This window comes from Aeromonas sp. 600276 (genome assembly GCF_049175815.1).
GTDB classification, from domain to species: domain Bacteria; phylum Pseudomonadota; class Gammaproteobacteria; order Enterobacterales; family Aeromonadaceae; genus Aeromonas; species Aeromonas dhakensis.
Map to the genome: position 1 here is coordinate 250919 of NZ_JAAKVU010000003.1, position 24330 is coordinate 275248.

20 protein-coding genes and 1 tRNA gene are annotated in these 24330 nt (G+C 62.8%); 7 read left to right on the forward strand and 14 right to left on the reverse strand.

The window, feature by feature from the left end; genetic code table 11:
• Window positions 1–76 precede the first annotated feature (76 nt).
• Complete coding sequence (locus G5134_RS04685; RefSeq protein ID WP_065017968.1) at window positions 77–577, forward strand: TlpA family protein disulfide reductase; 501 nt, start codon at window positions 77–79, stop codon at window positions 575–577.
• An 81-nt stretch (window positions 578–658) separates the two neighbouring features.
• Here the strand turns inward: G5134_RS04685 and maiA are convergent, their stop codons facing one another.
• The 6 genes from maiA to G5134_RS04715 all read right to left on the reverse strand — a co-directional run bounded on the left by maiA (window position 659) and on the right by G5134_RS04715 (window position 6248).
• On the reverse strand, window positions 659–1297 hold the full coding sequence (maiA, locus tag G5134_RS04690; protein WP_065017967.1) for a maleylacetoacetate isomerase: 639 nt from the start codon (window positions 1295–1297) through the stop codon (window positions 659–661).
• Between the two features lie 73 nt (window positions 1298–1370).
• The gene (locus G5134_RS04695) at window positions 1371–2369 is read right to left on the reverse strand and encodes a fumarylacetoacetate hydrolase family protein (protein WP_065017966.1); all 999 of its coding nucleotides are present in this window, start codon (window positions 2367–2369) and stop codon (window positions 1371–1373) included.
• 11 nt (window positions 2370–2380) lie between these two features.
• Complete coding sequence (locus tag G5134_RS04700) at window positions 2381–3541, reverse strand: homogentisate 1,2-dioxygenase (protein WP_065017965.1); 1161 nt, start codon at window positions 3539–3541, stop codon at window positions 2381–2383.
• Between the two features lie 47 nt (window positions 3542–3588).
• Window positions 3589–4686 (reverse strand): 4-hydroxyphenylpyruvate dioxygenase, encoded by a 1098-nt coding sequence (hppD, locus tag G5134_RS04705; RefSeq protein WP_005302356.1) that lies wholly within the window; start codon window positions 4684–4686, stop codon window positions 3589–3591.
• Between the two features lie 237 nt (window positions 4687–4923).
• Window positions 4924–5577, reverse strand: a complete 654-nt coding sequence (locus G5134_RS04710; protein WP_371440832.1) for an HAD family hydrolase — start codon at window positions 5575–5577, stop codon at window positions 4924–4926.
• Between the two features lie 11 nt (window positions 5578–5588).
• Window positions 5589–6248, reverse strand: a complete 660-nt coding sequence (locus G5134_RS04715) for a TIGR01621 family pseudouridine synthase (RefSeq protein WP_024941094.1) — start codon at window positions 6246–6248, stop codon at window positions 5589–5591.
• Window positions 6249–6334: 86 nt separating this feature from the next.
• Here G5134_RS04715 and G5134_RS04720 point away from each other — a divergent pair, with 86 nt between their 5' ends.
• The gene (locus G5134_RS04720; RefSeq protein WP_411595467.1) at window positions 6335–7918 is read left to right on the forward strand and encodes an ABC transporter substrate-binding protein; all 1584 of its coding nucleotides are present in this window, start codon (window positions 6335–6337) and stop codon (window positions 7916–7918) included.
• A 67-nt stretch (window positions 7919–7985) separates the two neighbouring features.
• Here G5134_RS04720 and G5134_RS04725 read toward each other — a convergent pair whose 3' ends face one another.
• The 4 genes from G5134_RS04725 to G5134_RS04740 all read right to left on the reverse strand — a co-directional run bounded on the left by G5134_RS04725 (window position 7986) and on the right by G5134_RS04740 (window position 15021).
• On the reverse strand, window positions 7986–9539 hold the full coding sequence (locus tag G5134_RS04725) for a methyl-accepting chemotaxis protein (protein ID WP_065017962.1): 1554 nt from the start codon (window positions 9537–9539) through the stop codon (window positions 7986–7988).
• A gap of 156 nt (window positions 9540–9695) precedes the next feature.
• Entirely contained in the window at window positions 9696–10382 is a 687-nt protein-coding gene (locus G5134_RS04730; protein WP_017784889.1) for an AcvB/VirJ family lysyl-phosphatidylglycerol hydrolase, read from the reverse strand.
• A 9-nt stretch (window positions 10383–10391) separates the two neighbouring features.
• Window positions 10392–12941: a bifunctional lysylphosphatidylglycerol flippase/synthetase MprF gene (mprF, locus tag G5134_RS04735; protein ID WP_065017961.1), complete on the reverse strand. Its 2550-nt coding sequence runs from the start codon at window positions 12939–12941 to the stop codon at window positions 10392–10394.
• 454 nt (window positions 12942–13395) lie between these two features.
• Window positions 13396–15021 carry an MCR-3-related phosphoethanolamine--lipid A transferase gene (locus G5134_RS04740; RefSeq protein WP_065017960.1) on the reverse strand — a complete coding sequence of 542 codons (1626 nt, stop codon included), beginning with the start codon at window positions 15019–15021 and terminating at the stop codon, window positions 13396–13398.
• A 388-nt stretch (window positions 15022–15409) separates the two neighbouring features.
• Here G5134_RS04740 and G5134_RS04745 point away from each other — a divergent pair, with 388 nt between their 5' ends.
• Window positions 15410–16189, forward strand: coding sequence for a hypothetical protein (locus G5134_RS04745; protein WP_421231909.1), 780 nt, complete (start codon window positions 15410–15412; stop codon window positions 16187–16189).
• Window positions 16190–16310: 121 nt separating this feature from the next.
• On the forward strand, window positions 16311–17525 hold the full coding sequence (locus G5134_RS04750; protein WP_408773152.1) for an MFS transporter: 1215 nt from the start codon (window positions 16311–16313) through the stop codon (window positions 17523–17525).
• A 69-nt stretch (window positions 17526–17594) separates the two neighbouring features.
• Here G5134_RS04750 and G5134_RS04755 read toward each other — a convergent pair.
• Window positions 17595–17682: transfer RNA gene (locus tag G5134_RS04755), tRNA-Ser, on the reverse strand.
• 184 nt (window positions 17683–17866) lie between these two features.
• Here G5134_RS04755 and G5134_RS04760 point away from each other — a divergent pair.
• The 3 genes from G5134_RS04760 to G5134_RS04770 all read left to right on the forward strand — a co-directional run bounded on the left by G5134_RS04760 (window position 17867) and on the right by G5134_RS04770 (window position 21205).
• The gene (locus G5134_RS04760; RefSeq protein ID WP_010633601.1) at window positions 17867–18523 is read left to right on the forward strand and encodes a Bax inhibitor-1/YccA family protein; all 657 of its coding nucleotides are present in this window, start codon (window positions 17867–17869) and stop codon (window positions 18521–18523) included.
• Window positions 18524–18686: 163 nt separating this feature from the next.
• A complete protein-coding gene (gene yccS, locus G5134_RS04765) occupies window positions 18687–20840 on the forward strand; it encodes a YccS family putative transporter (protein ID WP_043169865.1) in 2154 nt (717 codons plus the stop codon).
• Between the two features lie 20 nt (window positions 20841–20860).
• Complete coding sequence (locus tag G5134_RS04770) at window positions 20861–21205, forward strand: TusE/DsrC/DsvC family sulfur relay protein (protein ID WP_011706490.1); 345 nt, start codon at window positions 20861–20863, stop codon at window positions 21203–21205.
• A 57-nt stretch (window positions 21206–21262) separates the two neighbouring features.
• Here G5134_RS04770 and dedD read toward each other — a convergent pair whose 3' ends face one another.
• The 3 genes from dedD to accD form a co-directional block, all read right to left on the reverse strand.
• Window positions 21263–22063 (reverse strand): cell division protein DedD, encoded by an 801-nt coding sequence (gene dedD / locus G5134_RS04775; RefSeq protein WP_065017957.1) that lies wholly within the window; start codon window positions 22061–22063, stop codon window positions 21263–21265.
• A 74-nt stretch (window positions 22064–22137) separates the two neighbouring features.
• On the reverse strand, window positions 22138–23397 hold the full coding sequence (folC, locus tag G5134_RS04780; protein WP_065017956.1) for a bifunctional tetrahydrofolate synthase/dihydrofolate synthase: 1260 nt from the start codon (window positions 23395–23397) through the stop codon (window positions 22138–22140).
• 2 nt (window positions 23398–23399) lie between these two features.
• Window positions 23400–24263 carry an acetyl-CoA carboxylase, carboxyltransferase subunit beta gene (gene accD / locus G5134_RS04785; protein ID WP_005302503.1) on the reverse strand — a complete coding sequence of 288 codons (864 nt, stop codon included), beginning with the start codon at window positions 24261–24263 and terminating at the stop codon, window positions 23400–23402.
• Window positions 24264–24330 lie beyond the last annotated feature (67 nt).

A 24330-nucleotide genomic window follows, 5' to 3' on the forward strand; every position in this document is an offset into this window, starting at 1 on the left:
CGCCCTTGGCGGCCGGGCTCGCTCGTGTCACATTGTTGCGGCTTGGAAGCAACCACAACGACACAAGGAGCACGTGATGAACCGACTGCTATTGCCGCTGGTGCTTGGCACCGCCCTCTTTCATGGCGAGGTGTACAGCGCCGACCACCTCTGGAGCCAGACCCTGCCCGATTACAGCCAGGGCTATGACGAGCAGCGGGATCCGGCCCGCGATCTCGCCGCCGCCACCGCCAAGGCCAGTGCCGAGGGCAAGAAAGTCCTGCTGCTGGTGGGCGGCGAGTGGTGCAGCTGGTGCCAGGAGATGAACCACTTTCTGGACCGGGAGCCCAAACTCGCCGGCCAGTTCAACCGCACCTTCGTGGTGGTCAAGGTGAACGTCAGCAAGCAGAACAAGAACGAATCCTTCCTCAAAGGTTATCCCGAGTACCTGGGGGTGCCCCACTTCTACGTGCTGGATGGCAAGGGCAAGCTGCTCGAATCCTTCAACACCGGGCTGCTGGAGAAGGGGGACAGCTACGACGGGGAGAAATTCGGCAAGTTCATCGCCTATTTCCAGCCCAAGCCCACCCGCGGCTAGCGCGCCCCTGATATGAAAGCCCCGCACGGTCGGCTGACGGTGCGGGGCTCGATAATTGGAACCTGGCAGGGAGGCGCAGCCTCAGGGCTGGGCATCCGGCTGATTGGCGGGGGCGGCCTTGATAAAGGCCTGCAACTGCTCGCAGTTGGCGACGATGCGGTTGATGGTGGGATAGTCTTCCAGCGACATGTCGTAGCGGCGGGCGTTGTAGACCTGGGGCACCAGCATGCAGTCCGCCAGGGTCACCTCGTTGCCGACGCAATAGATGCCGGCGGTGGTCATCAACAGTTGCTCCAGCGCGCTGAAGGTTTCGTCAATCCAGTGGCGATACCAGGCCGCTTCCTGCTCCTTGCCCGCCCTGAGATGCTCTCCCAGGTAATTGAGCACCCGCAGGTTGTTGAGGGGATGGATGTCGCAGGCAATCATGTTGACGATCTGGCGTACCTGGGCCCGCTCCTCGGGGGCGGACGGCATCAGCGGGTGGGCGGGGTAAGTTTCGTCGAGGTACTCCATGATGGCCACCGACTGACCCACCTGCACCTCGCCATCCACCAGAAACGGCACCAGCCCCTGGGGATTGAGCCGGCGATAGGCCTTCTCGCGCTGCTCGCCCTGCCGCAGATTGACCGGATGCTGCTCGTAGTCGAGCCCCTTGAGCTGCATCACGATCCGCACCCGATAACTTGCCGATGAACGCCAATATCCAAACAACTGCAACATACTTTGTCCCTGTGTTGACAGGTGCATGGACACCTGCCGCTCACCCGTCGGCCATGTGTCCATGCCGGCCCCTTCACTTCGTCTGACTGGCCTCTGCCGGCGTGACCCGCTGCAAAATGGTGCCAAACAGACTCATCCCGTTGCGATCCTGCATCGCGATGGACACTGTATCACCAAAGCGCAGAAAGGGTGTAGTGGCTTGACCTGACTCGATAATTTCCAGCATTCGCAGCTCGGCGAGGCAGGATGAGCCGCGACTTCTGTCGTAGTTGGAGACGGTCCCCGAGCCGATGATGCAGCCCGCTCCGAGCGGCCGGGTCTTGGCGGCGTGGGCGATCAGCTCATAAAAGTTGAAGGTCATGTCCACCCCGGCATCGGGGGCCCCGAACAGGGCGCCGTTGAGGTGGGTCTCGAGGGGCAGATGCACCTTGCCGTCGCGCCAGTCATCCCCCAGCTCGTCCGGAGTGATGGCCAGCGGCGAGAAGCTGCTGGAGGGCTTGGACTGGAAGAAGCCGAAGCCCTTGGCAAGCTCACCCGGAATGAGGTTGCGCAGGCTCACGTCGTTGACCAGCATCAGCAGCTTGATGTGACCGGCGGCTGCCTGCGGGCTGGTGCCCATCGGCACGTCGTCGGTGATGACGGCGATCTCCGACTCGAAATCGATGCCCCACTCCTCCGACCCCATCGGGATGGCACCCCGCGGCGGCAGGAAGCTGTCCGAGCCCCCCTGATACATCAGGGGATCGTGCCAGAAGCTTTCCGGCATCTCGGCGCCACGGGCCTTGCGCACCAGCTCCACGTGGTTGACGTAGGCGCTGCCGTCGGCCCACTGGTAGGCGCGCGGCAGCGGGGAGAGACAGGCCGTCTCGTCGAACGGGAAGGCGTCAGGGCAGGCGCCATCGTTGAGCTGCTGATAGACGGCGGTCAGCTTGGGCGCAAGCTCGGCCCACTCGTCGAGGGCCGCCTGCAGGGTAGCAGCAAGGTGCGGCACGCGCACCGCGCGGCTCAGATCGCGACTCACCACCACCAGGGCGCCGTCCCGTTTGCCATTGTTCAGGGTTGCCAGTTTCATAGGGATTCCTTTTATTTGCCGTTGGTGGCTGGTGTGAGTTCCGGGCGCAACCAGCTGGTGACGTAACGCGGATTCTCCACCCCGTCACACAGGCTGCCGACGTTGAGTGCATCGCGGGTATCCAGCATCACCGCCACCTCGTCGGTGAACTTCTTGGCGTAGGCCTGACCCGCCGCAAACGCCTTGGGATGGGGACCGTGGGTGAACCCGGCGGGATGGAAGGTGACCATGCCCCGCTCTATGTTGTCCCGACTGAAGAAATCCCCGGCGTGGTAGAAGAGCACCTCGTCGTAGTCATCGTTGCTGTGATAGAAGGGCACCTTGAGGGCGCCGGGATCGCTCTCGATGGGGCGTGGCACGAAGGTGCAGACCACGAACCGGCTCGCCACGAAGGTGGAGTGAGCCGACGGTGGCAGGTGGTAGCGGTGGCTCATCAGCGGGCGGATGTCCCGCCAGTTGAGGCGCACCACGCACAAGTCCCCGTGCCACCCTTGCGCATCCAGCGGATTGAACGGCCAGGTGATGACCGACACCTGGTTGTGACGCTTCACCTGCAGCGACCAGGGATTCTCATCCTGCTGGGCCAGGAAGCGCTCGTTGATGGCGGGCACGTCCAGCGCCGCCGGGTCGAAGATGGCGTGATTGCCCACCAACCCCTTGTCCGGCAGCTGGTAGCTGTCGTTGGTCGCCTCGATCATCAGGATGAAGAGGGGGGCCGTCGGCTCGATGCGCCACATGGTGCCGCGGGGGATCACCAGGTAGTCGCCGTCCCGCAGGGTCAGGTGACCGTAGTCGCAGTAAAACTCGCCGCACCCCTCGTGGATGAACAGGAGCTCGTCGCCATCGGCGTTGCGCACCAGAAACGGCATGGGCTCATGCAGGCGCCAGATGCGGTAACGGCAGTGGGGGTTGCTCAGAATATCCGGCATCACCCAGGGGGAGAGGGAGCTCACCTCCTCGCCCAAGGCGTTGAGATCGAACAGGCGCGGGCGCAGCGGCCCCTCCCAGTTGATCCAGTCGGTGGGGGCATGCTTGTGGTGCATGTGGGTGGCCGGCCCGAAGAAGCCGGAGCGGCCCAGTTCACGCTCATAAATGGCCTGCTCGGGCAGGTCGGCATGAGCCTGGCGGGAGTGGGTCCCCTCCCGGTGGGGAAAGTTAATCCAGTTACGCATTGCCAACCTCCCTTGCCTGACCGACAACCTGCACGTGGCGGCTTTCGTTACGCATCGTTGAGCACCCCGCGGCGGATCTGATCCAGCTCGATGGATTCGAACAGTGCCTGGAAGTTGCCCTCACCAAAGCCTTCATTGCCCTTGCGCTGGATAATCTCGAAGAACACCGGGCCGATGACGGTGTCGGTGAAGATCTGCAGCAGGATGCCGTCCTTGGTGGGGGAGCCGTCGATGAGGATGCGCAGCTCTTTGAGCGCCGCCAGATCCTCCTGGTGCCCCTCGACCCTGCTGTCCACCTTCTCGTAGTAGGTGTCCGGGGTCGGCATGAAGCCGGTGCCACGGCCGCGCAGGGTACGGATGGTGTGGTAGATGTCGCTCGACGCCATGGCGATGTGCTGGATCCCCTCCCCCTTGTACTGACGCAGGTACTCTTCAATCTGGGACTTGTCGTCGGAGGATTCGTTGATGGGAATGCGAATTTTGCCGCAAGGGGCGGTCATGGCGCGGGAATGGAGCCCGGTCAGCTTGCCCTCGATGTCGAAGTAGCGGATTTCGCGAAAGTTGCCGATCCGCTCGTAGAAGTTGGACCAGACATCCATGTTGCCGCGCTGCACGTTGTGGGTCAGGTGGTCAATCTCGTAGAGCCCTGCATCCACCTCGGCCATGCGCGCCTGCCAGTCGGGATAGAAGACGAAGTCCACGTCATAGATGGAGCCCTTGTCGCCGTAGCGGTCGACAAAGGAGAGGGTGCTCTCGCCAATGCCGTAGATGGCGGGGATATTGAGCTCCATGGGGCCAATCTTGCCGACGAACGGCTTGGCACCCTTGGCGATGGCGTACTGCTGGGCCTTGCCAGCATCGCTCACCCGAAACGCCATGCCGCAGACGCTCGGCCCGTGCAGGCTGGCAAACTGCTCGGCCTGGGAGTGGGGCTCGGCATTGACCACGAAGTTGATGTCCCCCTGGCGGTAGAGCCAGCACTGCTTGTGCTTGTGCTTGGCCACCTCGGCAAAGCCCAGCGAGACGAACAGCGCCTTGAGGGCGGCAATGCCCTTGGCATCGGGCGCCGTGTACTCGACGAATTCGAAACCATCGGTACCGAGCGGGTTGATGGTATGAGTACGGGCAGAAGAAGTGGTCGTCATGATGCGCTCCTTGCGATTGACTGATAACGAAACGGGTCACACCGGGGCGCTGCGGGCAGCTGTTACCGGCGTTGTTAACAACTTGTTTCATTAGAGGCAGGGGCGTAGCGGAAGAAAAGAGGCGGCGTTCAGATAGTTTGTCGGGGGGCGGCGCCAAAAGATGTAAATAGATTGTGACATTTAAGCCACAGCCTTGTGGCACGCTCGGTGGCGACCCACAAGGCTGTCAGTTTTGCCTTACAGGGACCAGTATCTGGGCTCGATGCGGGGCAGTGTCTTCCGCGCTCGTTGCAGCCGCGCCGGGGTCGGGTTGATGAGCCAGGCCGCCTGCCCCTCTGCCAGCAGTGGCAAGTCGTGCAGGCTGTCGCTCAGGGCCAGGGTAGCGCCGAGGGCCTGGATCCCGGGCAGGATCTTGTGGCGGCCGTGACAGTAAAAACGTGGCATCAGGCCGCCGAGGCGATAGTGCATCCGCGACCCCAGAATGCGATGGGGCAGCTGGCCGGGCAACTGCTGATGGAGCTGACCCCGCACCAGGGCGCGGGGGCTGGCGGAGAGCACCCAGCAGCGCTGCCCTTCGGCCAGCAGCAGGGCGCGCGCCTCCTGAAACAGCCCAGGTCGGGTGCGGCAATAGGCCCGCACCAGGCGGCGCCACCCTAGCGGCGAGAGCCCCAGGGTGATGGCCCACCAGATCAGTGAAATGCCGCGCCGACGCTGGCTTGGCAGCAGATAGACCAGCCCCCCCAGCGCCATCACAGGCCACAGCAGCAGCGGCCAGATGCGGCGACGCAGGATGAAGCGCAGCAGCCCGGCATGGCTGTCATCCGGCGCCAGGGTGTCGTCAAAATCCGCCAGGATCCAGCCGCTGGCGGGCAGATCCGAGGCCCCTTGCATGGCAGTCCCCTTCATTCGGCCAACCCCGCGATGGCGGCGTGCAACTCGGGCAGCACAAACAACGTGCCTTCGTCGGGTGGGCAGACAAAATCGAACGCCTCCCCCGCCAGGGTGAAGGCGAGGCGCCAGGCGTGCAGATAGCCGCGATCAGCCGCCGTGCCGCCGTAGCGCTCATCCCCGAGGATCGGCGCCCCCACGCTCTTCAAGGCAACCCGGATCTGGTGGGTCTTGCCGGTCTGAGGCTTGATGCGATAAAGGCGCAACCCCTCGCGCACCGACACGGAGTCGAACCAGCTGATGGCGGGGTTGTCGAGTGTACGGGTCAGCATCCAGCTGCCCCCCCGCCCCTTTTGCATGTCCCCCTTCACCCAGCCCTGCTTCTTCTTGGGCTTGCGATCGGAGAGGGCCAGATACTGCTTGCTCACCTCCCGCGCGGCAAAGGCCATGCTGAGGGCCCGGTTGGCCTCGGTGGTGCGCGCCAGCAGCACCAGCCCGGAGGTCATCTTGTCGAGCCGATGCACCGGATAGAGCAGCAGACCCGTGTCCGCCTTGACCCGGCTGACCAGGCCAGGATGGAGCAGACCGGACTCGTCGGTCTCGTCGTGCATGCCGAGCCCGGGCCCCTTGTTGATAACCATGAAATCTTTGTGCTGCGCTAGTATCCGGTACATCAATAACCCTTTAGAATGTTTTTAATTACAAGAAGATGACCCTGCGGGGTCGCACCCCATGAACACTCAGAACAAGACTCGCACGGATGAAGAGATGCTTGCTTTGGCTGCTGCTGATCGGTATCAGCCATGCTGTTCCCCTGCGGGCCAGCGAATCCCCCCTTGAAGCCCCGGAGCGGGTGGTGCTCCAGTTGCGCTGGCTGCACCAGCCCCAGTTCGTTGGCTATCACATGGCCAAGGCCAAGGGCTTCTATGCCAGTGCCGGGCTGGACGTCGAGATACGGCCCGGCGGCAAGGGCATCAGCCCGGTAGAAGAGGTGCTGAGCGGGCGGGCCGACTTCGGGGTCGGCAACACCGAGGTACTGACCAGCTATGCCAACGGCAAGCCGCTGCTGGCGCTCGCCAGCGTCTATCAACACTCGCCGTCCATCTTTCTGGCCCGCCGTGACAGCGGCATTCTCACCGTTGACGACATGCGTGGCAAACGGATCATGATGTTTTCGGCCCATCAGGACGCCGAACTGCTGGCCACCCTCTTCTATCAGGGGCTGAGCGAGCGTCAGCTCATCCCGCTGCCCACCTCGGTCAACATCGAGGATCTCATCGAGGGGCGGGTCGACATCTTCAACGCCTACCTCAGCAACGAGCCCTTCTATCTGGAGGAGCGCGGCATTCCCGTCTCCGTCATCAATCCGCGCAACTACGGCATCGATTTCTACAGCGACATCCTGTTCACCACCCAGGCCCAGGAGCACGCCCATCCGGATCGGGTGGCCCGCTTTCGGGCCGCCAGCCTGGCCGGCTGGCGCTACGCCCTGGCCCACCCGCAGGAGGCCATCGCCCTGCTGCGCAAGGAGTATGGCGTCAACCGCAGTCAGGCCCACATGGAGTACGAGCTGCAGGTGAGCAAGGAGATGATCCAGCCGCTCTATGTGGAGATCGGGTATATGAATTCTGACCGCATGGCCCACATCATGCAGCAGCTGGTGGAGATCGGGCTGGTGCCAAAGCCGGTCTCCTTGAGCGACTTTCTCTATCAGGCCCCCTCCGAGCAGTGGATCTTCTGGCGCCCCTGGTTCCTGCTGAGCCTGGCGGCCAGCGTGCTGATCCTGCTGCTGGCCCTCTATCTATTGATGTGCAACCAGCGGCTCAACCGCGAAATTGCCCTGCGCCGTCAGCGGGAGGAGGAGATCTGGCAGCTGGCCCGCCGCGACCCCCTCACCAACCTGCCCAACCGGCTGAGCCTGATGGAGCGGCTCGATGCCCAGGTCAAGGGGCCGGCGCCAGGCTGCCTGCTGTTTTGCGATCTCAACGACTTCAAGCAGGTCAACGACAACTTCGGCCACAGCCACGGCGATGCCCTCCTCTGCCAGCTGGCGGAGCGGATCAGCCGCAGCCTCGGGCCGCAGCACTTCTTCGCCAGGTTGGCCGGCGACGAGTTCGTGTTGCTGTTGCCGGACCATGATCAGGCGCAGGCCGACGCCATTGCCGAGCAGATCAGGGCCACCATGCAACCGCCATTCGAGGTAGAAGGGATCCCGCTGTCGGTCGGCATCAGCGTTGGCATCAGCCAGTACCAGCCGGGCTGGCGCCCAGAGCAGTGGTTGATCCAGGCCGACCGCGCCATGTACCACGACAAGGGGAACCCGCTGGGCCAGGCCACTGCCTGATCGATACGCCTGACAGCACAAGGCCACCCGTGGGTGGCCTTGTTCTCTTGTTGATGGCAGGCGCCGGCTAGCCGAAGGTCTGCCCCAGGGATTTGAGCTGTCTGGCCTTGGTCAGCAGGATCTCGCTCGACTCGTCCACGTCCTGCATCTTGTTGCTGTTGGCGTGGGAGTGCTGGGAGATGAGGTTGACGTTCTGGCTGATGTCTTCCACCACCGCCTGCTGCTGCTCCGCCGCCGCCGAGATCTGGGCCGAGAAGTCCATCACCAGCTCGATCTCCGCCAGCACCTGATGCAGGCTGTCCGACCCCATCCGGGTCATCTCCACGCAGGCCTGGGTCTGTTGCAGGTTGTTCTGCATCATTCCCTTCCAGCCGTTCAGGGTGCGCTGGATCTGGCCGATGCTGCCCTGGATCTGTTCGGTGGCCTTGTGGGTGCGGGTAGACAAGGTGCGCACCTCGTCCGCCACCACCGCAAAGCCGCGCCCCTGCTCGCCAGCTCGGGCCGCCTCGATGGCGGCGTTGAGCGCCAGCAGGTTGGTCTGATCGGCAATGCCCTGGATCTCCCCCATCAGCACCCCGATGCGATCCGACTCGCTGGCCAGCGCCACCGCCGAGGCAAAGGCGTGTTCCGCCTCCTTCGCCAGATCGGTGATCTTGCGCTCGGTCTCGATCAACTGCTGATCCGTGTGCTGGCAGTGAGCCTTGGCCTCGGCAATCTGGCTGTTGGTATCCTGGATGTTGCGGGCGATCTCCTGCGCCGTGCTCGCCATCTCGGTGATGGCGGTCGCCATCTGCTGGGTCTGGGCATCCTGCTCGGCAATGTCCGAGCTCGCCTCGCTGGAGGCGCTCTTCAGATGCACCGCCAGATCCTGCAACGAGTGCGTGGCGTCGTCCACCCGGCCGAGCACGGTGCGGATGCGGGCCTGCAGCAGCTTGATGTGAAAGTCGGCGATGGCGCTCGGCTCCTGCCCCGAGTAGATGAGGCGGGTCAGGCTGTCATACTCGCCGGCCAGTTGCTGCAAGTAACGGGGGGTGGTGATGAGCTCGTGGCGATAGAGGATCCCCAGCAAGATCAGCGGCAGCGCCATGTAAAGAGCGGCCCAGCCACCCAGTTCTACTGTGCCGAGCCAACCCAGTGCCAGCAGCCCGGCCACCGCCACCCCGTGACGCAGCCGCGCCAGCGAAATTCTGGGCCTGCCGCCTCCCTGCTCCGCCGCCCGCAGCCGCGCATAGGTGCGAGCGGCGATCTGCTTCATCTGCGGATCGGCGCGGCAGCGCACCGACTGGTAGCCGCTGATCTTGCCCTGCTCGAAGATAGGGGTGACATAGGCATCCACCCAGTAGTAGCGACCATCCTGGCAGCGATTCTTCACCATGCCGCGCCATGGCTGGCCCTGCTTGAGCTTGCCCCACAGGTCGGCAAATGCCGCCTTGGGCATGTCGGGGTGGCGCACCATGTTGTGGTGCTGCCCCACCAGCTCGGCCCGGCTGTAACCGGCAACCCGGCAGAAATTGTCATTGGCGTAGGTGATCACGCCCCGCAGATCCGTGGTGGACACCAGCTGTTCATCGGCGGCGAAATCCACTTCCTGATCAACTAGATGAGCTCTTTGTTCGCGCATGCAGCCCCCTCTACTGTTTTATTGCTCAGTAGAGTGTTGGGAAGCAATCCACGCCTGTAAAGGCGAAATCAAAAAGAAACAGGCCGGCTGCGCACAATCCGGCCTGATAGGGCATGAACTTTGATTTACATCAAGTTTTTCTGCCCGCGTTCACACTTACTGCAGGCTGAGATGGCTGGCGATGGCCTTGAACAGCACAGGGTAGTCATCCTCGAAATGGTGCGAACCGGGCAGGGTCACAGTGGTCACGTTGGGCTGCTGCAAGTGGGGACAGAGCCGCACCGGCGAGTCGTCTGCCGCCCCCTGCAGGCAGAGCATCGGCAGGGTGTGAATGGCGTTGACCTCGGGCTGGGTGGGATAACTGCCTGCCTTGTCGCGGGTCACCATGTCGCTGACGTGGATCTCGAAGTCGGAGGCGGTCGAGGGGGAGAGCATCACGGCCCCGATCAGGCTCTTGCGGTAGGGTTCGGGTAGCCGGTTGATGACGAAGGGCACGATCTCCGCCCCGAAGGAGAAGCCCACCAGCAGCCAGCGCTGGCGCCCCCAGCGGGACTGGTAATCGTCCAGGATCCGCACCAGATCGGCGGTGACCTGCTCTGGATCCTTCTTCTTCCAGTAGTAGGTGAGCGAGCTCCAACCCACCACCGGCATGCCGTGCTGCTGCAACTGGGCGCTGAGCCCCTTGTCCAGCGCGGCCCAGCCGCCATCACCGCTCAGAAACACCACCATGGGGGCACTCGAGGCTTGCGCCACCGGCAGCTCCACCAGCCCGAGATCTTCTTTCACCGGCGCGGCCGAGAGCGAGAAGGCGCAGCACGCCAGCAGCAATAACAGGATCCTCATGAACGACTCCTACTTTTTGATGAGCCCGAACGGGCCTCGGCTGATCAGGGAGATCAGGTTGGTCAGCACCCGCGGCAACACCAGCTTGCTGGCGCAGAGCAGGTAGCGCGGCTCCCAGTCCGGCGAGAACTTCTCCTTGTAGCGCCTGAGCCCCTGAAAATTGTAGAAACGGCTGCCCCGGGTGAAGATGGTGTTGCCAAGCTTGGTCCAGTAGCCGCTCAGGGGGTGATCGTTGAAGCCGGACATGGGGGCCATGCCGAGGTTGAAGCTGGCGTAGCCCTCGCCCTTGCCCCACAGCAGCAACTCGACGAACAGGAAATCCATGATGGGGGCCGTGCCCGTGTCCAGGCTGTAGCGCATCAGGTCGATGGAGAGGCTCGCCTTGTTGTCGCTGACCCAGAGGTTGGCAAAGCCGACGATCTGCCCCTCGTGCCGCACCAGGGCGGCCGGGCTCAGACTGAGATAGGCCGGCTCGAAACTGCCCACCGAGAAGCCCTTCTCCTTGCCCTGTTTGCTCTGCAGCCAGGTGTCCGACACCTCCTTGAGGCGGGGCAGCAGCGCAGGCACGCACTCCGGCGCCACCACCTCGAACGACAACCCCTCCCGCTTGCCCTTGGCATGGCTCTGGCGCAGGTTGCGCAGCCGGCTGCCGGCCAGCTCGAAGGCCTTCAGATCGACGATGGCCTCCTCCCCCAGCTTGAACGGGATCAGGCCCAGCTCCAGATAGAGCGGCAGGTAGCGGGCCGACACCTGGTAGAACACCGGGCTGGCATCGTGCTGATCACACAGCTCGCGAAACTGCCAGAGCAGCTCCTCGATAAGCTCAGGCTGGCCGATGGGATCCCCCATCACGATCCAGCCGTTGCCCTCGACGCCGTACATCAGAAACGCCTCGCCGCCGGGGTGAAACAGCAGCGACTTGTCGCCAAGCTGGGCCAGGTAACCGTGTCCGCCCCCCTCGCGCAGCACCAGGGCATGGGCACGGGCCAGCTCGTCCGGCTCCGGCTTGCGCCCGGAGACCCGCAGCGGCGCCAGCAGCTGGGCCACCCCCACCACCGCCAGTACCGCCACCACGCTGCCCATGGCCCGCAGCCCGCGGGAGGCGGCGCCATGGGGCGAGAAGTGGAACCAGAGGGCGTGGTCATACTCCACCTGGCGATAGGAGAAGAGCAGCAGCCAGAGCGCCCCCAGCAGCACGGCCCCTACCGAGATGAGCCAGCCCGGGGTGAACTGGGCGTGCAGCAGGGAGCCCTTGCGATAAAACAGCGAGCGGCAGGGGGTGATGATGAGCAGGAACAGCCCGAGCAGCAGGGCCGACTCCCAGTCAAACCCCTTGAGCAGGGAGAAGATCATCCCCAGCCCCAACAGCAGCTGGGTGATGCGAAACGCCGCATCGTGGCGCCGGTAGAGGCTGCGGGCCAGCAGGATCAGCAGCACGCCGCTGACGCTGCCCAGCACATGGGAGAGCTCCAGCAGGTGCAACGGCAATACCTGCAGGAACATCTCGATGCGCCCGCGCATGGTAGGGATCATCCCGGAGCAGAGCAGCAAGCTGCCCGCCGCGAACGCCCCCAGGCTGATGAGGGCCGGCAGGAACTCGCGCACCGCGCTCATGATGCCCTGCAACCGGCTCCAGCGCGCCTTCTGCTGCAACAGCTCCTGGCTGGTGAACAGCAGCAGGGCGCACAAAAAGGGCAGCACATAGTAGATGCAGCGATAGAGCAGCAGGGAGGCCAAGAGCTTGTCCACCGGCAGGTACTTGGCCAGCAGCAGGCTCATGCTCGCCTCGAACACCCCGATCCCGCCTGGCACATGGGCCAACACCCCGAGGAAGCTGGCCAGCACGAAGGCACTGAGCAGCACCGGATAGGAGACGCTGTCTGCCGGCAGCAGCACATAGAGCACGGCGGCAGCGGCCATCCAGTCCAGCAGCGCCACCAGCAGTTGCAGCAACCGGGTTCTGAATATCGGCAACACCAGCTCATGGCCACGCCAGACCAGCACGGGCTTTGGCCAGAACAGGTAACCAAGCACCGCCAAGAGCGCCAGCGCCCCCGCCAGATTAAGCAGCTGATCGGCCCACAGCGGCCAGTCCGGCAGCAAGGTGGTGGCCTGCCCCACCAGCAGGGCCGTGCCCCCCCAGGCCAGCAGGCCGAGGAAGAAGGTCACCGAACAGAAGACGATGATCCTGGCCACCTCCCCGGTGCCGAGCCCCAGCGACGAGTAGATGCGATAGCGCACCGACGAGCCGGTCAGCAGGGCGAAACCCAGAGTATTGGAGAAGGTGTAGGCGATGAACGAGGTGACCCCCACCTGCTGCCAGGGCAGCCGCTTGCCGAGGGCGTGCACCGCCAGCATGTCGTAGCAGCAGAGGCAGGCATAGCTGAGCAGGGTCAGCAACAGGGCACCGCCCAGCAGCGGCAGCGGCAAAGACCAGATGGCCAGCCGGATGTCGTGCCAGTGCCAGAGGTGGGTCAAACGATAGAGGACGACCAGCGCCGCCCCCAACAACAGCAAGCTACATAACGGGCCTAACCAGATAAACAGATGACGCCGCATTGCCAATCCCTACCGACGCGGCTGATGGCTGCCTGCGTCATGTTGCTGAACATTGCACCGATGGCGGGCAGTGCCCCTGGCACGTACTCGCCCCTTGCTCTTTGATTGCTGTGTGATGCGCCATGACGGACGAGCCGGGAAGGTGAGCGTGACGGCCTGTTCCTCCGGCAAACCAGCGCGCCCTAGCATGGCATCCCACTTTATATCGACTCTTTTGTAAAAGACGAGTCTCGCCGCGAAAATAAATTACTCAGCCCTGGTCGGATTAATTCCCCGGCGACGCAGACCCACATCCCGCCATCGCTCTGAACAATTAACAAGCAGAAATATCATACACCAGATAAAGGGATCCGCCCGCCCCATCTGGTCGGTGCGGCAAGTCGCTCAAAGGATAATCATACTGGCGCACCAAAATAAAAAGGGGAGCCTGGCTCCCCTTTCTCTCGCTATGGCGTTATTGCACGCTGCGACACTGGCTGAAGATATCCAGCGGCTGTTCATACACGGCCGTATTCACATCCCAGATCCCCAGCATGGAGGAGAACAGGTTGTCGTGAGAATAACGGGTATTGGCCGCCTTCTGCTGCAAACAGTCGAGGTTCATCCCCTTCTCTTTGGCAAAACCCGATGACATCCACACCTGCATGGGGACCCGGGTCTGATCATCCGGCGCAAATTTATAAGGGGTGCCATGCAGATAAAGTCCCAATGCCCCAAGTGACTCACCGTGGTCGGAAATATAGATCAGCGCCGTATTGTATTTGTCCTCGTACTTTTTCAAGCGCTCGATCATGCTGGCAATCACATAATCGGTGTAGCGAATGGTGTTGTCGTAGGTATTCTCCAGCTCCTGATCGGTGCAGTTCTCGATGTCGCTGCGCTGGCAATCCGGCAGGAAGTGGCGGTGCGAGCCCGGATAACGCTTGTAATAGGTCGGCCCATGGCTGCCGATGAGGTGGAAACCCACCAGCTTGTCACCCTTCATGCCCGCCAGTTCGTCATCCAGCCCCTCCAGCACCACCTCGTCATAACAGGTGTTCTTGTCGCAGAACTTGGGGTGATCCTTGGGGTTGACCACCATGTTGGGCACCCGATCGCAGACCCCTTTGCAGCCACCGTCGTTCTCCTTCCAGAAGATGGAGACGCCGCTCTTTTGCAGCACGTCCAGCAGCCCTTCGCTGTTGCGGGCCTGGTTGCCGTCGAACTGGTTGCGCCCCATGTTGGAGAACATGCAGGGCACCGAGACCGCGGTCGCCGTGCCGCAGGAGCGCACGTCGTTGAAGGAGATGATCCCCGCCTGCTTGCTGGTGAAGGGGTTGGTCTCCTTGTGATAGCCGTTCATGGAGAAGTTCTTGCCGCGCGCCGTCTCCCCCACTACCAGGAACATCATGGTCGGCTTGTCCGCACCGGCCACCCGTCTGGCGTCGTCGCCCAGGCGCTGGAACGGCACCGGCTCTGTCAGATAGCGTTTTTGCAGATACCTGGCGGTACTGTACATGTAGTTGGCCGGCACTATCTCCCGGTTCAGGGTCTGGTTGTTGCGCCCGACCGAGGCGTAGTCCTGGTAGTAGGCCGCGGCGATGAGCCCCAGTACCACGAGGGAGGCCAGCATGGAGAGCCCGCGCTGCAGCAGCCCCTGATACCATCTGGCCGGATACTCTATCTTGACGAAGAACAGCAGCACCGCCGGCAGCACCCCGGCCAGCAATACCCAGATCACGATGGGTACGCTCAGATAGGAGTGCGCCTCGCTCTGGTTGGTCTCAAAGATGTTCTGGATCATGTCGCCATCAAACAGCACCTTGTATTTCATCATGGTGTAGCTGGCAATGGCACCCGTAATAAACAGAAAGGCAAAGAAAGGCTTGATGAAATAACGCGCAGAAAATGGCATGAAGACAAAGTTCAATGCCGCAACCAGCACGATGGGAATAGAGATGGCGAACCCGATTTTAAAATGTTCAAGCTGCGTCAATATTTCATAAAAATGCAGCAATACTGGCCAGTTGAGCAAGAAGGCAAAGATGAATGCCAGCAAAAACACAAATGGAACAATTCTTATTCTAAGAAAAGAAGGCATGTATATCTCCCTGTTACACTTCTTTATTACACCTTGAAATACCCGTTCCGGAGTCGACACGCCGATATTTGGCGCCGGATAGTAACAGTGTGTTGAAAACGCCAAATACGATATTTTCAGACACTTTCAATAATGTGATGCATATCAACAATCACAACAAACCGACAGCCTAACCGGCAAAACTTAAGAAAGAATTAAGCAATCCGTGTTATGTGGTTGCTCAAAAAACCGGCTCGCTGTCATATTGAATGACAACGCCCTCCCATCGGCACGTTGTTACCACCATTTTTCAGGTCCCTCTCCCGCTCTTAAGTTTCGCTTAAGACTGCTCGGCGACGCTGTTTCCTGACGAGTCCTCGTCATACGACAGATACGAGAGAGGGTTAACATGCACGACAACAGCAAGGCAGCGATCAGCAAGGTGCCAGAGATCACCCTGGCATTCTGGATCATCAAGATCCTGGCGACCACCCTGGGGGAGACAGGGGGGGACGCCGTTTCCATGTCGATGGAGCTCGGTTATCTGGTAAGCACAGGCATCTTTGCCGTGATCTTCTTCGTCTCGGTCAGTGCGCAGATCGCAACGACCTCCTACAACCCCCTCCTTTACTGGACCACCATCATCGCCACCACCACGGTCGGCACCACCCTGGCGGATTTTGCCGATCGCTCGCTCGGGCTGGGCTATGCCGGCGGCTCCACCCTGCTGCTGGCCTTGCTGATGGGCTCCTTCCTGCTCTGGTATCGGCTGCAGGGCAGCATCTCCACCGGCAGCATCACCACGCCGCGCACCGAGCTGTTCTACTGGGTGACCATCATGTTCTCCCAGACCCTGGGCACCGCACTGGGCGACTGGACCGCAGACGAGGCCGGCTTTGGCTATGCGGGCAGCACCCTGCTGTTTGGCGGCATGCTGGCCGCCATCATTGCCGCCTACTACCTGACCCGGGTATCGCGCACCCTGCTGTTCTGGGCCGCCTTCATCCTGACCAGGCCCCTTGGCGCCGTGGTGGGGGATTTTCTGGACAAGCCGCTCAGCAAGGGCGGGCTTGAACTGAGCCGTTACTCCGCCTCCTTTGCCCTGCTGGCCGCCATCGCCACCCTGGTGCTCATCTCGACCCTGCGCAACCGGCAACCGGTTCGGGCCGAGCTCGACATCGAGCAATGATGCCGTGACTGCAGGCAACCGTCTGCGGTCACGCTGGCAGACATGATCAGCCAGCCCGGCAGCCTTGTGGCGGCCGGGCTGGCTATGCTCTGGGTGAATCGATGCAAGGCAGGAGAACCCCATGACCACGACAAGCCGCCCCCCCGCTCCCCAACCCGCCGGCCGGATCCCGGGTGGCGTCTGGGTGCTGGGGTTTGTCAGCCTGCTGATGGATATCTCTTCTGAAATGATCCACAGCCTGCTCCCCCTCTTCATGGTGACCGTGCTTGGCAGCAGCGCCCTCACCATCGGGCTCATCGAAGGGATGGCAGAGGCGACGGCCCTGATGGTCAAGGTCTTCTCCGGCACCCTGAGCGACTATCTGGGACGCCGCAAGGGGTTGGCCCTGCTGGGCTACGGGTTGGGAGCCCTGACCAAGCCGCTGTTTGCCATCGCTACCGGCAGTGGGTTGATACTGACCGCCCGCCTGCTGGACAGAGTTGGCAAGGGCATCCGTGGCGCCCCCCGCGATGCACTGGTGGCCGACCTCACTCCCCTTAAGCTGCGCGGCGCTGCCTTCGGCCTGCGCCAGTCCCTCGACACGGTCGGCGCCCTGCTGGGGCCGCTGCTGGCCGTCGGATTGATGCTGCTCTGGCACGATGATTTTCGCGCCATCTTCTGGCTGGCGGTGGTGCCTGGGCTGGCCTCGGTCACCCTGCTCGCCATCGGCCTGCGTGAACCCAAAGCGGCTGGCCACCACGCCCGCTGCAACCCCCTGCGGCGCGACAATTTGCAGCGCCTTGGCCGCCCCTATCGCTGGGTGGTGCTCATCGGTGCCCTGTTTACCCTGGCCCGTTTCAGCGAAGCCTTTCTGGTGCTGCGTGCCCAGCAAAGCGGCGTGGCGCTCGCGCTGGTGCCGCTGGTCATGGTGGCGATGAACCTGGTTTATGCCCTCAGCGCCTATCCGTTCGGGCGCCTCTCGGATCAGATGAGTCACCGAATCCTGCTGGTCTGGGGGTTGCTGGTGCTGGTGGCCGCCGATCTGGTGCTGGCGGCCAGCACCCACTGGGGGGCCTTGCTATTGGGGGTGATGTTGTGGGGCATTCATCTGGGATTGACCCAGGGGCTGCTGGCCGCCATGGTGGCCGCCAGCGCGCCCGCGGAACTGCGCGGCAGCGCGTTCGGCTTCTTCAATCTGGTCTGCGGCCTCGCCATGTTGCTGGCCAGCCTGCTGGCCGGGCTGCTGTGGGACACTCTGGGCGCCGCCTGCACCTTCTACGCCGGCGCCGCCTGCTGCCTGCTCACCCTGCTGGTGCTCGGCAGATACCCGCAGCCCTACGCCGGCAGCCAGCCATGAGCAGCGCATCCCGCTTGCTGCAGACAGCAAAAAGCCCCGGCAACCAGGTTGCCGGGGCTTTTCTGAAGATGGCGGAGGAGGTGGGATTTGAACCCACGGATGGTCGCCCATCGCCGGTTTTCAAGACCGGTGCATTCAGCCGCTCTGCCACCCCTCCGAACGGCGTGCATACTACGTCAGCCCCTTGTTCATATGCAATACATATTTGATTTGGGATAGTAGTGGGCAACAGGCTGGGGTGGGGCTTGAAATCAGCGCTCGTCATCCCGACATTCAGTGCATACAATGCGTTAACGAGTCGGCGTTGCCGCCTCACCCCGGAAATCAAGAGGACACCCAAGATGGATACCCGTTCTATCTATACCGGCACCCAGAGTGCCGCGCGCGATACCAACAAGGTACTGCGCAACACCTACATGCTGCTCTCCCTCACTCTTGGCTTCTCTGCCGTGGTGGCCGGGGTCGCCACCGTGATGAACATGCCGCCCCTGCACTGGGCCATCTTCCTCATCGGCGTCTACGGTCTGATGTTCCTGACCGAGAAGAATCGTGACAACGGCATGGGGCTGGTGTTCACCTTCGCCCTGACCGGTCTGCTGGGCTATAGCCTGGGCCCCATCATCAACATGTACATGAACAACGGCGGCGGCGAGATCGTGATGACCGCGCTCGGCGGCACCGCGCTCACCTTCTTCGGTCTGTCGGCCTATGCCCTGACCACCAAGCGTGATCTTTCTTTCATCGGCGGCATGCTGTTCGTCGGTTTCTGGGTGCTGCTGGTGGCCATGATCGCCAACATCTTCCTGCAGATGAGCGCCCTGAGCCTGGCCCTCTCCGCCATGTTCATGCTGTTCTCCTCCGGTGCCATCCTGCTGACTACCCAGCAGATCGTGCGCGGCGGCGAGACCAACTACATCTCCGCCACCGTCACCCTGTATGTCTCCATCTACAACATCTTCCTGAGTCTGCTGAGCCTGCTCGGCGGCAACCGCAACTAATCAAACACCCCGCTTCGGCGGGGTTTTTATTGGCGCCTGTTTCTGTCAGGATAAGTTGCAAATCAAGGATATGAAGCGAAGTGGCCCTGATCCAAATCAGGGCCGTTTCGTTGTTGACCGGTTATGCTCTCGCTTTCGTTTCGCTCAAGGGTTGCGCTCTCCCATGCCCACGGATTTCTCTGGCCTGCTGCGCCGGCTGCTGACTGACAGTCATATCTATTTCGCCCTCAAGGTGCTGCTGGCCATCATGGGGCTGCTCGCCTTCACCCTGGCGACCGGCGACATCCAGCTCACCGTGCTGCTCTCCCTCGGGGTGGTGGCCGGCGCCATCGCCGAGACCGACGACAGCCTGTGGGGGCGGGTCAAGAACCTCGCCATGACCCTGCTCTGCTTCCTGTTCGCCTCCCTCTGCGTGCAGTATCTCTTCCCCACCCCCTGGCTGTTCGCCATCGGGCTGGCGAGCTCCACCTTCATCTTCGTGATGGTGGGGGCGCTCGGTCAGCGTTACGCCACCATCAGCTTTGGCTCCCTGCTGATCGCCATCTACACCATGCTGGGGGCCGCCAAGGCGCCGGATCTCTTCTATCAGCCGTTGGCCCTCGGCGCCGGGGCGCTCTGGTATGGCCTGGTGTCGCTGATCTGGCTCTGGCTGCTGCCCTACAAGACCCTACACGAGCAGCTGGCCCAGAGTTACTTTGCCCTCTCCCGCTATCTGCTGGAGAAATCCCGCTTCTTTCCGGCCGACGAGCACGGCGCCCAGGCCATTCGTCATAACCTGGCCCAGCTCAACATCAACCTGGTCAACGCCCTGACGCTCACCAAGTCGGCCCTCAACGCCCGTCTCAGCACCCGCCACCGAGCCTCCCCCGAGCTGGCCAGCCTGCTGCGCCTCTACCTGCTGGCGCTGGAGATCCACGAGCGGGCCACCTCCAGCCACTACCCCTACAGCAAGCTGGAAGCCGAGCTCAAGCAGGGCATCGTCCTTGACGGCTTCCAGGAGGTGTTCCTGCAACTCTCCGAGGCGTGCCAGCGGCTCGGCTACGCCATCCTGGTGCACAAACCCTATGCCCACAACAAGCGCATCCACTGGACGCTGGAGGCCCTCGGCGATCAGCTGGAGTTCACTCACCTCAAGCAGCACTACCCGAAAACCCTGCTGACGCCGATGAAGTTTCTGCGCCGCAACCTGGCCAGCATCAACCAGCTGCTGCAAAGCGCCGAGGAGCTGCAAAACCCCGAGCAGGCCCCGCAGAGCCTGCCGCCCCTGGCCCGGCCCGCCCGCCTGCCACTGCTGACCCAGCTCAAGCAGCACCTGACCCCCAACTCCATGGTGTTTCGCCATGCTCTGCGGCTGTCCCTCGGGTTGGTGGTGGGCTACGGCATTCTGCAGGCCTTCCAGCTGGACAAGGGTTACTGGATCCTGCTGACCGTATTGTTCGTCTGCCAGCCCAGCTACAGCGCCACCCGCCGCCGGCTGGTGCAGCGCATGCTCGGCACCTTCGCCGGCCTGCTGGTGGGGATCCCGGTGCTCTGGCTCTTCCCCGAACTGCACGTACAGCTGGTGGTGATGGGGCTGGCCGCTTTCCTCTTCTTCACCCAGGTGCGCAGCAACTACAGCGCCGCGGTCTGCTTCATCACCCTCTACGTGTTGATGGCGTTCAACCTGCTGGACGGCATCGGCTTCGCCATCCTAGGGCCGCGCATGCTCGATACCCTGCTCGGCTGCCTGCTCTCCTACGCCCTGGTGGCCTGGCTCTGGCCGGACTGGCAGTACAAGCGGCTGCCGACCCTGATCGCCAATTCGCTGTCGGCCAACGCCCGCTACCTCTCGGCAGTGCTGGCCAGCCTGCAGCAGCAGCGGGATGAGTCACTCGACTACCGGGTAGCGCGCAAGAGCGCCCATCTGGCGGACAGCGAACTGGCCATGGCCTGGCAGAGCATGCTGGTGGAGCCACAAAAGCGCCGCCGTTTCCTCGACCTCTGCTTCACCCTCACCTGGCGCAACCATGCCCTGCTCTCCTACATCTCGGCGCTGGGCGCCCATCGCGACAAGCTGGAGGCCATCGGCGAGCTGGATGAGATCAGCCGCCACCTGAGCCACACCCTGGAGCGGGCCGCCGGCCATCTGGCGGGAGAGATGCCGGAGCAGATCGAGGGGCAGTGCCCGGTCATCACCCCGGACAGCAGCGAGGAGCAGCTGATGCTGACCCAGCAGCTCAATCTCATCAGCCAGCTGGCAGACGAATTGCTCGCCCTGGCCAACGAGAGCCGGTTGCTCACCCGGGAACAAGGCGCTACCATGCCCGCCCAATCCTGACAGGCCACAAGGAGCCCACCATGTCCGAGCACCACCAGCTGGAATTCAACGGCCAACTCATCGAAACCGATGCCAAGGGTTATCTGCTCAACAGCAACGACTGGAGCGAGGCGCTGGCACTGGTACTGGCCGAGCAGGAAGGTATCGTACTGGAGGAGCCGCACTGGGAAGTGGTGCGCTTCGTACGCGCCTTCTATCTGGAGTTCAACACCTCCCCCGCCATTCGCGCCCTGGTCAAGGCGATGGAGAAGCAGTACGGCCCCGAGAAGGGCAACAGCCGCTACCTCTACAAGCTGTTCCCGGAAGGCCCCGCCAAGCAGGCCACCAAGATTGGCGGCCTGCCCAAACCGGTAAAATGCATCTAAAAAAATACCGCGCCCATCCAGAATGAAGCGCGGTATTTTTTTATCTTGTGGTCCCTCTTAGGGGTTGTAAGCCACCACGGAACCACTCAGGCCGGTCATCTGGCCGATGCGGCTCTGCATGCCCTGCAGCTTGGTCTTGGAGACATCCGGTCCGATGAAGACCCGGTTGAGCTGACCCTGCACCGGCGTGCGCGGCGAGGTGTGAGCCGAGTAACCCGCCGCCCGCAGCTTGCCCACCAGCGCGTTGACGCTGTCGACGTTCTTGAAGGCGCCTAGCTGCAGGATCCAGCTGCCCTGGGCCGGGGGCGTCGCGGCAGGCGCCGGGGCTGCGGTCGTGGTCGCTTGCCCCATCTTGCTGGCGATGAGATCGTCCATCGACCTGATCTGGCCCGCCTGCGGCTTGCTCTCCACCGGTTTTTGCACCTCTACCGGCTTGGGCGGCACCACCTTGGGCTTGGGTTGCTCCACCGGTTTCTTGGCGATCACTTCAGGCTTGGGCTGGGGCTTGACTACCGGTGGTGTAACGGGCTGGGTCACCGGCTTGGCGGCCGGCTGCTGCACCTGCGGCTGGCCCTGCTTGGCCCCCAGGGTGACCGGCTCGGGCACCTCTTCCACCTGCCACTGCTCGGCAGCCGACGCCTGCTGCTGGCTGGCCAGATGCTCCGCCGGCAGTGTGCTGGCGGCCGATACCTGCAAGGCGGGTTTGGCGGGTTCCAGCTCGGGGCGCAGCGGGATCTTGGCAAACGCCTCTTCCTTCTGCTCCAGCTTGTGGCCGTCCATCAGATCCGGCAGAAAAATGACTACCAGGGCCACCAGGATGACGGTCCCCACCAGACGGTTTTGAAACTTAGAGGCCAAGTTGAATCCTACCTTTACGTAACTCAATATGCGATCTGGCTCCCCGCCAAAGGGCTGGGGAGCCGGGGTGTGGCCTAGACGGCGACACCCGCCAGAATGTCGGCGACAGTGTAAAACGAACCAAACACAATGACCATATCATCAGGACTCGATGCGGCCAACGCGGCAGCATAGGCCTGCCCCACGCTGTCAAAGGTGGTCGCCGGCCCTCGCTCGCTGCCAAGGGCCGCCGCCAGCTGGGCCGCGCTCGCCGCCCGCGGACCGCTCAGGCTCGCCAGATACCACTCGCCGATGAGGCCATCGAGCTCGGCAAGCGACCCCGCCATGTCCTTGTCCTTGAGCATGCCGACCACGGCGCGGCGCACGCCGCGGCAGGGTTGCTTGCGCAGCTGGGCGGCCAGATAGGCGGCCGAATGGGGGTTGTGGGCCACATCGACGATGACCAGCGGCGCGCTTTGCAGTTGCTGCATCCGGCCGGCCAGCCGGGCATTGGTCAGTCCTTGTCGAATAGCCTCTTCCGGCAGCGGCAGGCCGAGGGACTCCAGCGCCGCCAGCACGGTGACCGCGTTCATCAGCGGCAGGGCCGGCTTGGGCAGCCCCAGCCAGTGGTGCAGGCCGTGGTAGTCCCAACTGTCGTCGTGCTCATCCCCGTGGAAGTCACGGCCGACCTGGCGCAAGGAGGCGCCGAGGCGGGCCGCCTCGTTGGCGATGGTGACGGGCGGGTTGGGCTCACCGCTGATGGCGGGTTTGCCGGCGCGATATACGCCCGCCTTCTCCACCGCCACCGCCTCACGGGTATCCCCCAGCCAATCGCAGTGATCGAGCGCAATGGAGGTGATCATGGCGACATCGGATTCCACCACATTGGTGGCATCGAGCCGGCCGCCCAACCCCACTTCCAGCAAGAGCACATCCGGCGCGGCGCGGCGAAACAGCCACAAACCAGCAAGGGTGGCGAACTCGAAGAAGGTAAGGGCTATCTCGCCGCGGGCCGCTTCCACCTCAGCAAAGGCGGTGCAGTGATCGCGGTCGGCCAGCTCGGCCCCGTTGATCCGCACCCGTTCGGTGAAGCGCAGCAGATGGGGAGAGGAGTAGACGCCGACCTGGTAACCGGCTTCCATCAGGATGCTGGCCGCCATGGCACAGCTGGAGCCCTTGCCGTTGGTGCCCGCCACCGTGATCACCTTGAACGGCAGTTGGGTAAGACCCATGCGGCGGGCGACGGCACCGACCCGATCCAGCCCCATGTCGATGTTGACCGGGTGGATCTGCTCCAAATAAGAAAGCCAGTCGACCAGCGACCGGCTTTGGGATTGTTGCATGTTGGAACTCATCTTCACTCTTCGATGACGTGAGTATTCAGCATTTTGGCGAGCAGGCTGGCCAGACGGTTGCGCATGTCGCGGCGGTCGATGATGAGATCGATGGCGCCCTTCTCCAGCAGGAACTCGGAGCGCTGGAAGCCTTCCGGCAGCTTCTCGCGCACGGTCTGCTCGATGACGCGGGGACCGGCAAAGCCGATCAGCGCCTTGGGCTCGCCCACGTTGATGTCACCCAGCATGGCCAGACTGGCGGAGACGCCACCCATGGTGGGGTCGGTCAGCACCGAGATATAGGGCAGGCCGGCTTTGGAGAGTCGGTCCAGCGCCGCACTGGTCTTGGCCATCTGCATCAGGGAGAACAGCGCCTCCTGCATGCGGGCACCACCCGAGGTGGAGAAACAGACCAGACCGCGCCCTTCCTTGATGCTCTCCTCGACGGCGCGCACGAAGCGGGCGCCCACCACGGAGGACATGGAGCCACCGATGAAGGAGAACTCGAACGAACAAGCGACGACCGGCACCCCCTTGAGGGTCCCCTTCATCACCACCAGCGCATCTTTCTCACCCGTATCCTTCTGGGCGGCTGACAAACGATCCTTGTAGCGCTTGGAATCCTTGAATTTCAGTACATCCTGCGGCTCCAGCTCGGCACCGACTTCGGTGCGGCCCTGCTCGTCGAGAAAGCTCTCGAGGCGGGCACGGGCGCTGATGCGCATATGATGATCACACTTGGGGCACACTTCGAGATTGCGCTCCAACTCTGCCCGGTAGAGCACCTGTTCACAAGCACTGCACTTGGTCCACACCCCTTCCGGAATGTTGTGGCGACGCGGGGCAGTGATCTTGCTCTTGGGAAGGATCTTCTCAAGCCAGCTCATGGAATTCCTTAATGCTTTTGTGCCTGACAAAACGCATCGAGCCTAGATTGTTCAATGACTTAATAGC

What these genes read in the sequence shown, in the direction of transcription:
- maiA (WP_065017967.1), bottom strand. Translation starts at nt 1,297, where the DNA reads ATGTTGCAGTTGTTTGGATATTGGCGTTCATCGGCAAGTTATCGGGTG.
- G5134_RS04700 (WP_065017965.1), bottom strand. Translation starts at nt 3,541, where the DNA reads ATGCGTAACTGGATTAACTTTCCCCACCGGGAGGGGACCCACTCCCGC.
- accD (WP_005302503.1), bottom strand. Translation starts at nt 24,263, where the DNA reads ATGAGCTGGCTTGAGAAGATCCTTCCCAAGAGCAAGATCACTGCCCCG.
- G5134_RS04720 (WP_411595467.1), top strand. Translation starts at nt 6,335, where the DNA reads ATGAAGAGATGCTTGCTTTGGCTGCTGCTGATCGGTATCAGCCATGCT.
- folC (WP_065017956.1), bottom strand. Translation starts at nt 23,397, where the DNA reads ATGAGTTCCAACATGCAACAATCCCAAAGCCGGTCGCTGGTCGACTGG.
- mprF (WP_065017961.1), bottom strand. Translation starts at nt 12,941, where the DNA reads ATGCGGCGTCATCTGTTTATCTGGTTAGGCCCGTTATGTAGCTTGCTG.
- G5134_RS04710 (WP_371440832.1), bottom strand. Translation starts at nt 5,577, where the DNA reads ATGCAAGGGGCCTCGGATCTGCCCGCCAGCGGCTGGATCCTGGCGGAT.
- hppD (WP_005302356.1), bottom strand. Translation starts at nt 4,686, where the DNA reads ATGACGACCACTTCTTCTGCCCGTACTCATACCATCAACCCGCTCGGT.
- G5134_RS04750 (WP_408773152.1), top strand. Translation starts at nt 16,311, where the DNA reads ATGACCACGACAAGCCGCCCCCCCGCTCCCCAACCCGCCGGCCGGATC.
- G5134_RS04695 (WP_065017966.1), bottom strand. Translation starts at nt 2,369, where the DNA reads ATGAAACTGGCAACCCTGAACAATGGCAAACGGGACGGCGCCCTGGTG.
- G5134_RS04685 (WP_065017968.1), top strand. Translation starts at nt 77, where the DNA reads ATGAACCGACTGCTATTGCCGCTGGTGCTTGGCACCGCCCTCTTTCAT.
- yccS (WP_043169865.1), top strand. Translation starts at nt 18,687, where the DNA reads ATGCCCACGGATTTCTCTGGCCTGCTGCGCCGGCTGCTGACTGACAGT.
- G5134_RS04730 (WP_017784889.1), bottom strand. Translation starts at nt 10,382, where the DNA reads ATGAGGATCCTGTTATTGCTGCTGGCGTGCTGCGCCTTCTCGCTCTCG.
- G5134_RS04745 (WP_421231909.1), top strand. Translation starts at nt 15,410, where the DNA reads ATGCACGACAACAGCAAGGCAGCGATCAGCAAGGTGCCAGAGATCACC.
- G5134_RS04760 (WP_010633601.1), top strand. Translation starts at nt 17,867, where the DNA reads ATGGATACCCGTTCTATCTATACCGGCACCCAGAGTGCCGCGCGCGAT.
- G5134_RS04715 (WP_024941094.1), bottom strand. Translation starts at nt 6,248, where the DNA reads ATGTACCGGATACTAGCGCAGCACAAAGATTTCATGGTTATCAACAAG.
- G5134_RS04740 (WP_065017960.1), bottom strand. Translation starts at nt 15,021, where the DNA reads ATGCCTTCTTTTCTTAGAATAAGAATTGTTCCATTTGTGTTTTTGCTG.
- G5134_RS04770 (WP_011706490.1), top strand. Translation starts at nt 20,861, where the DNA reads ATGTCCGAGCACCACCAGCTGGAATTCAACGGCCAACTCATCGAAACC.
- G5134_RS04725 (WP_065017962.1), bottom strand. Translation starts at nt 9,539, where the DNA reads ATGCGCGAACAAAGAGCTCATCTAGTTGATCAGGAAGTGGATTTCGCC.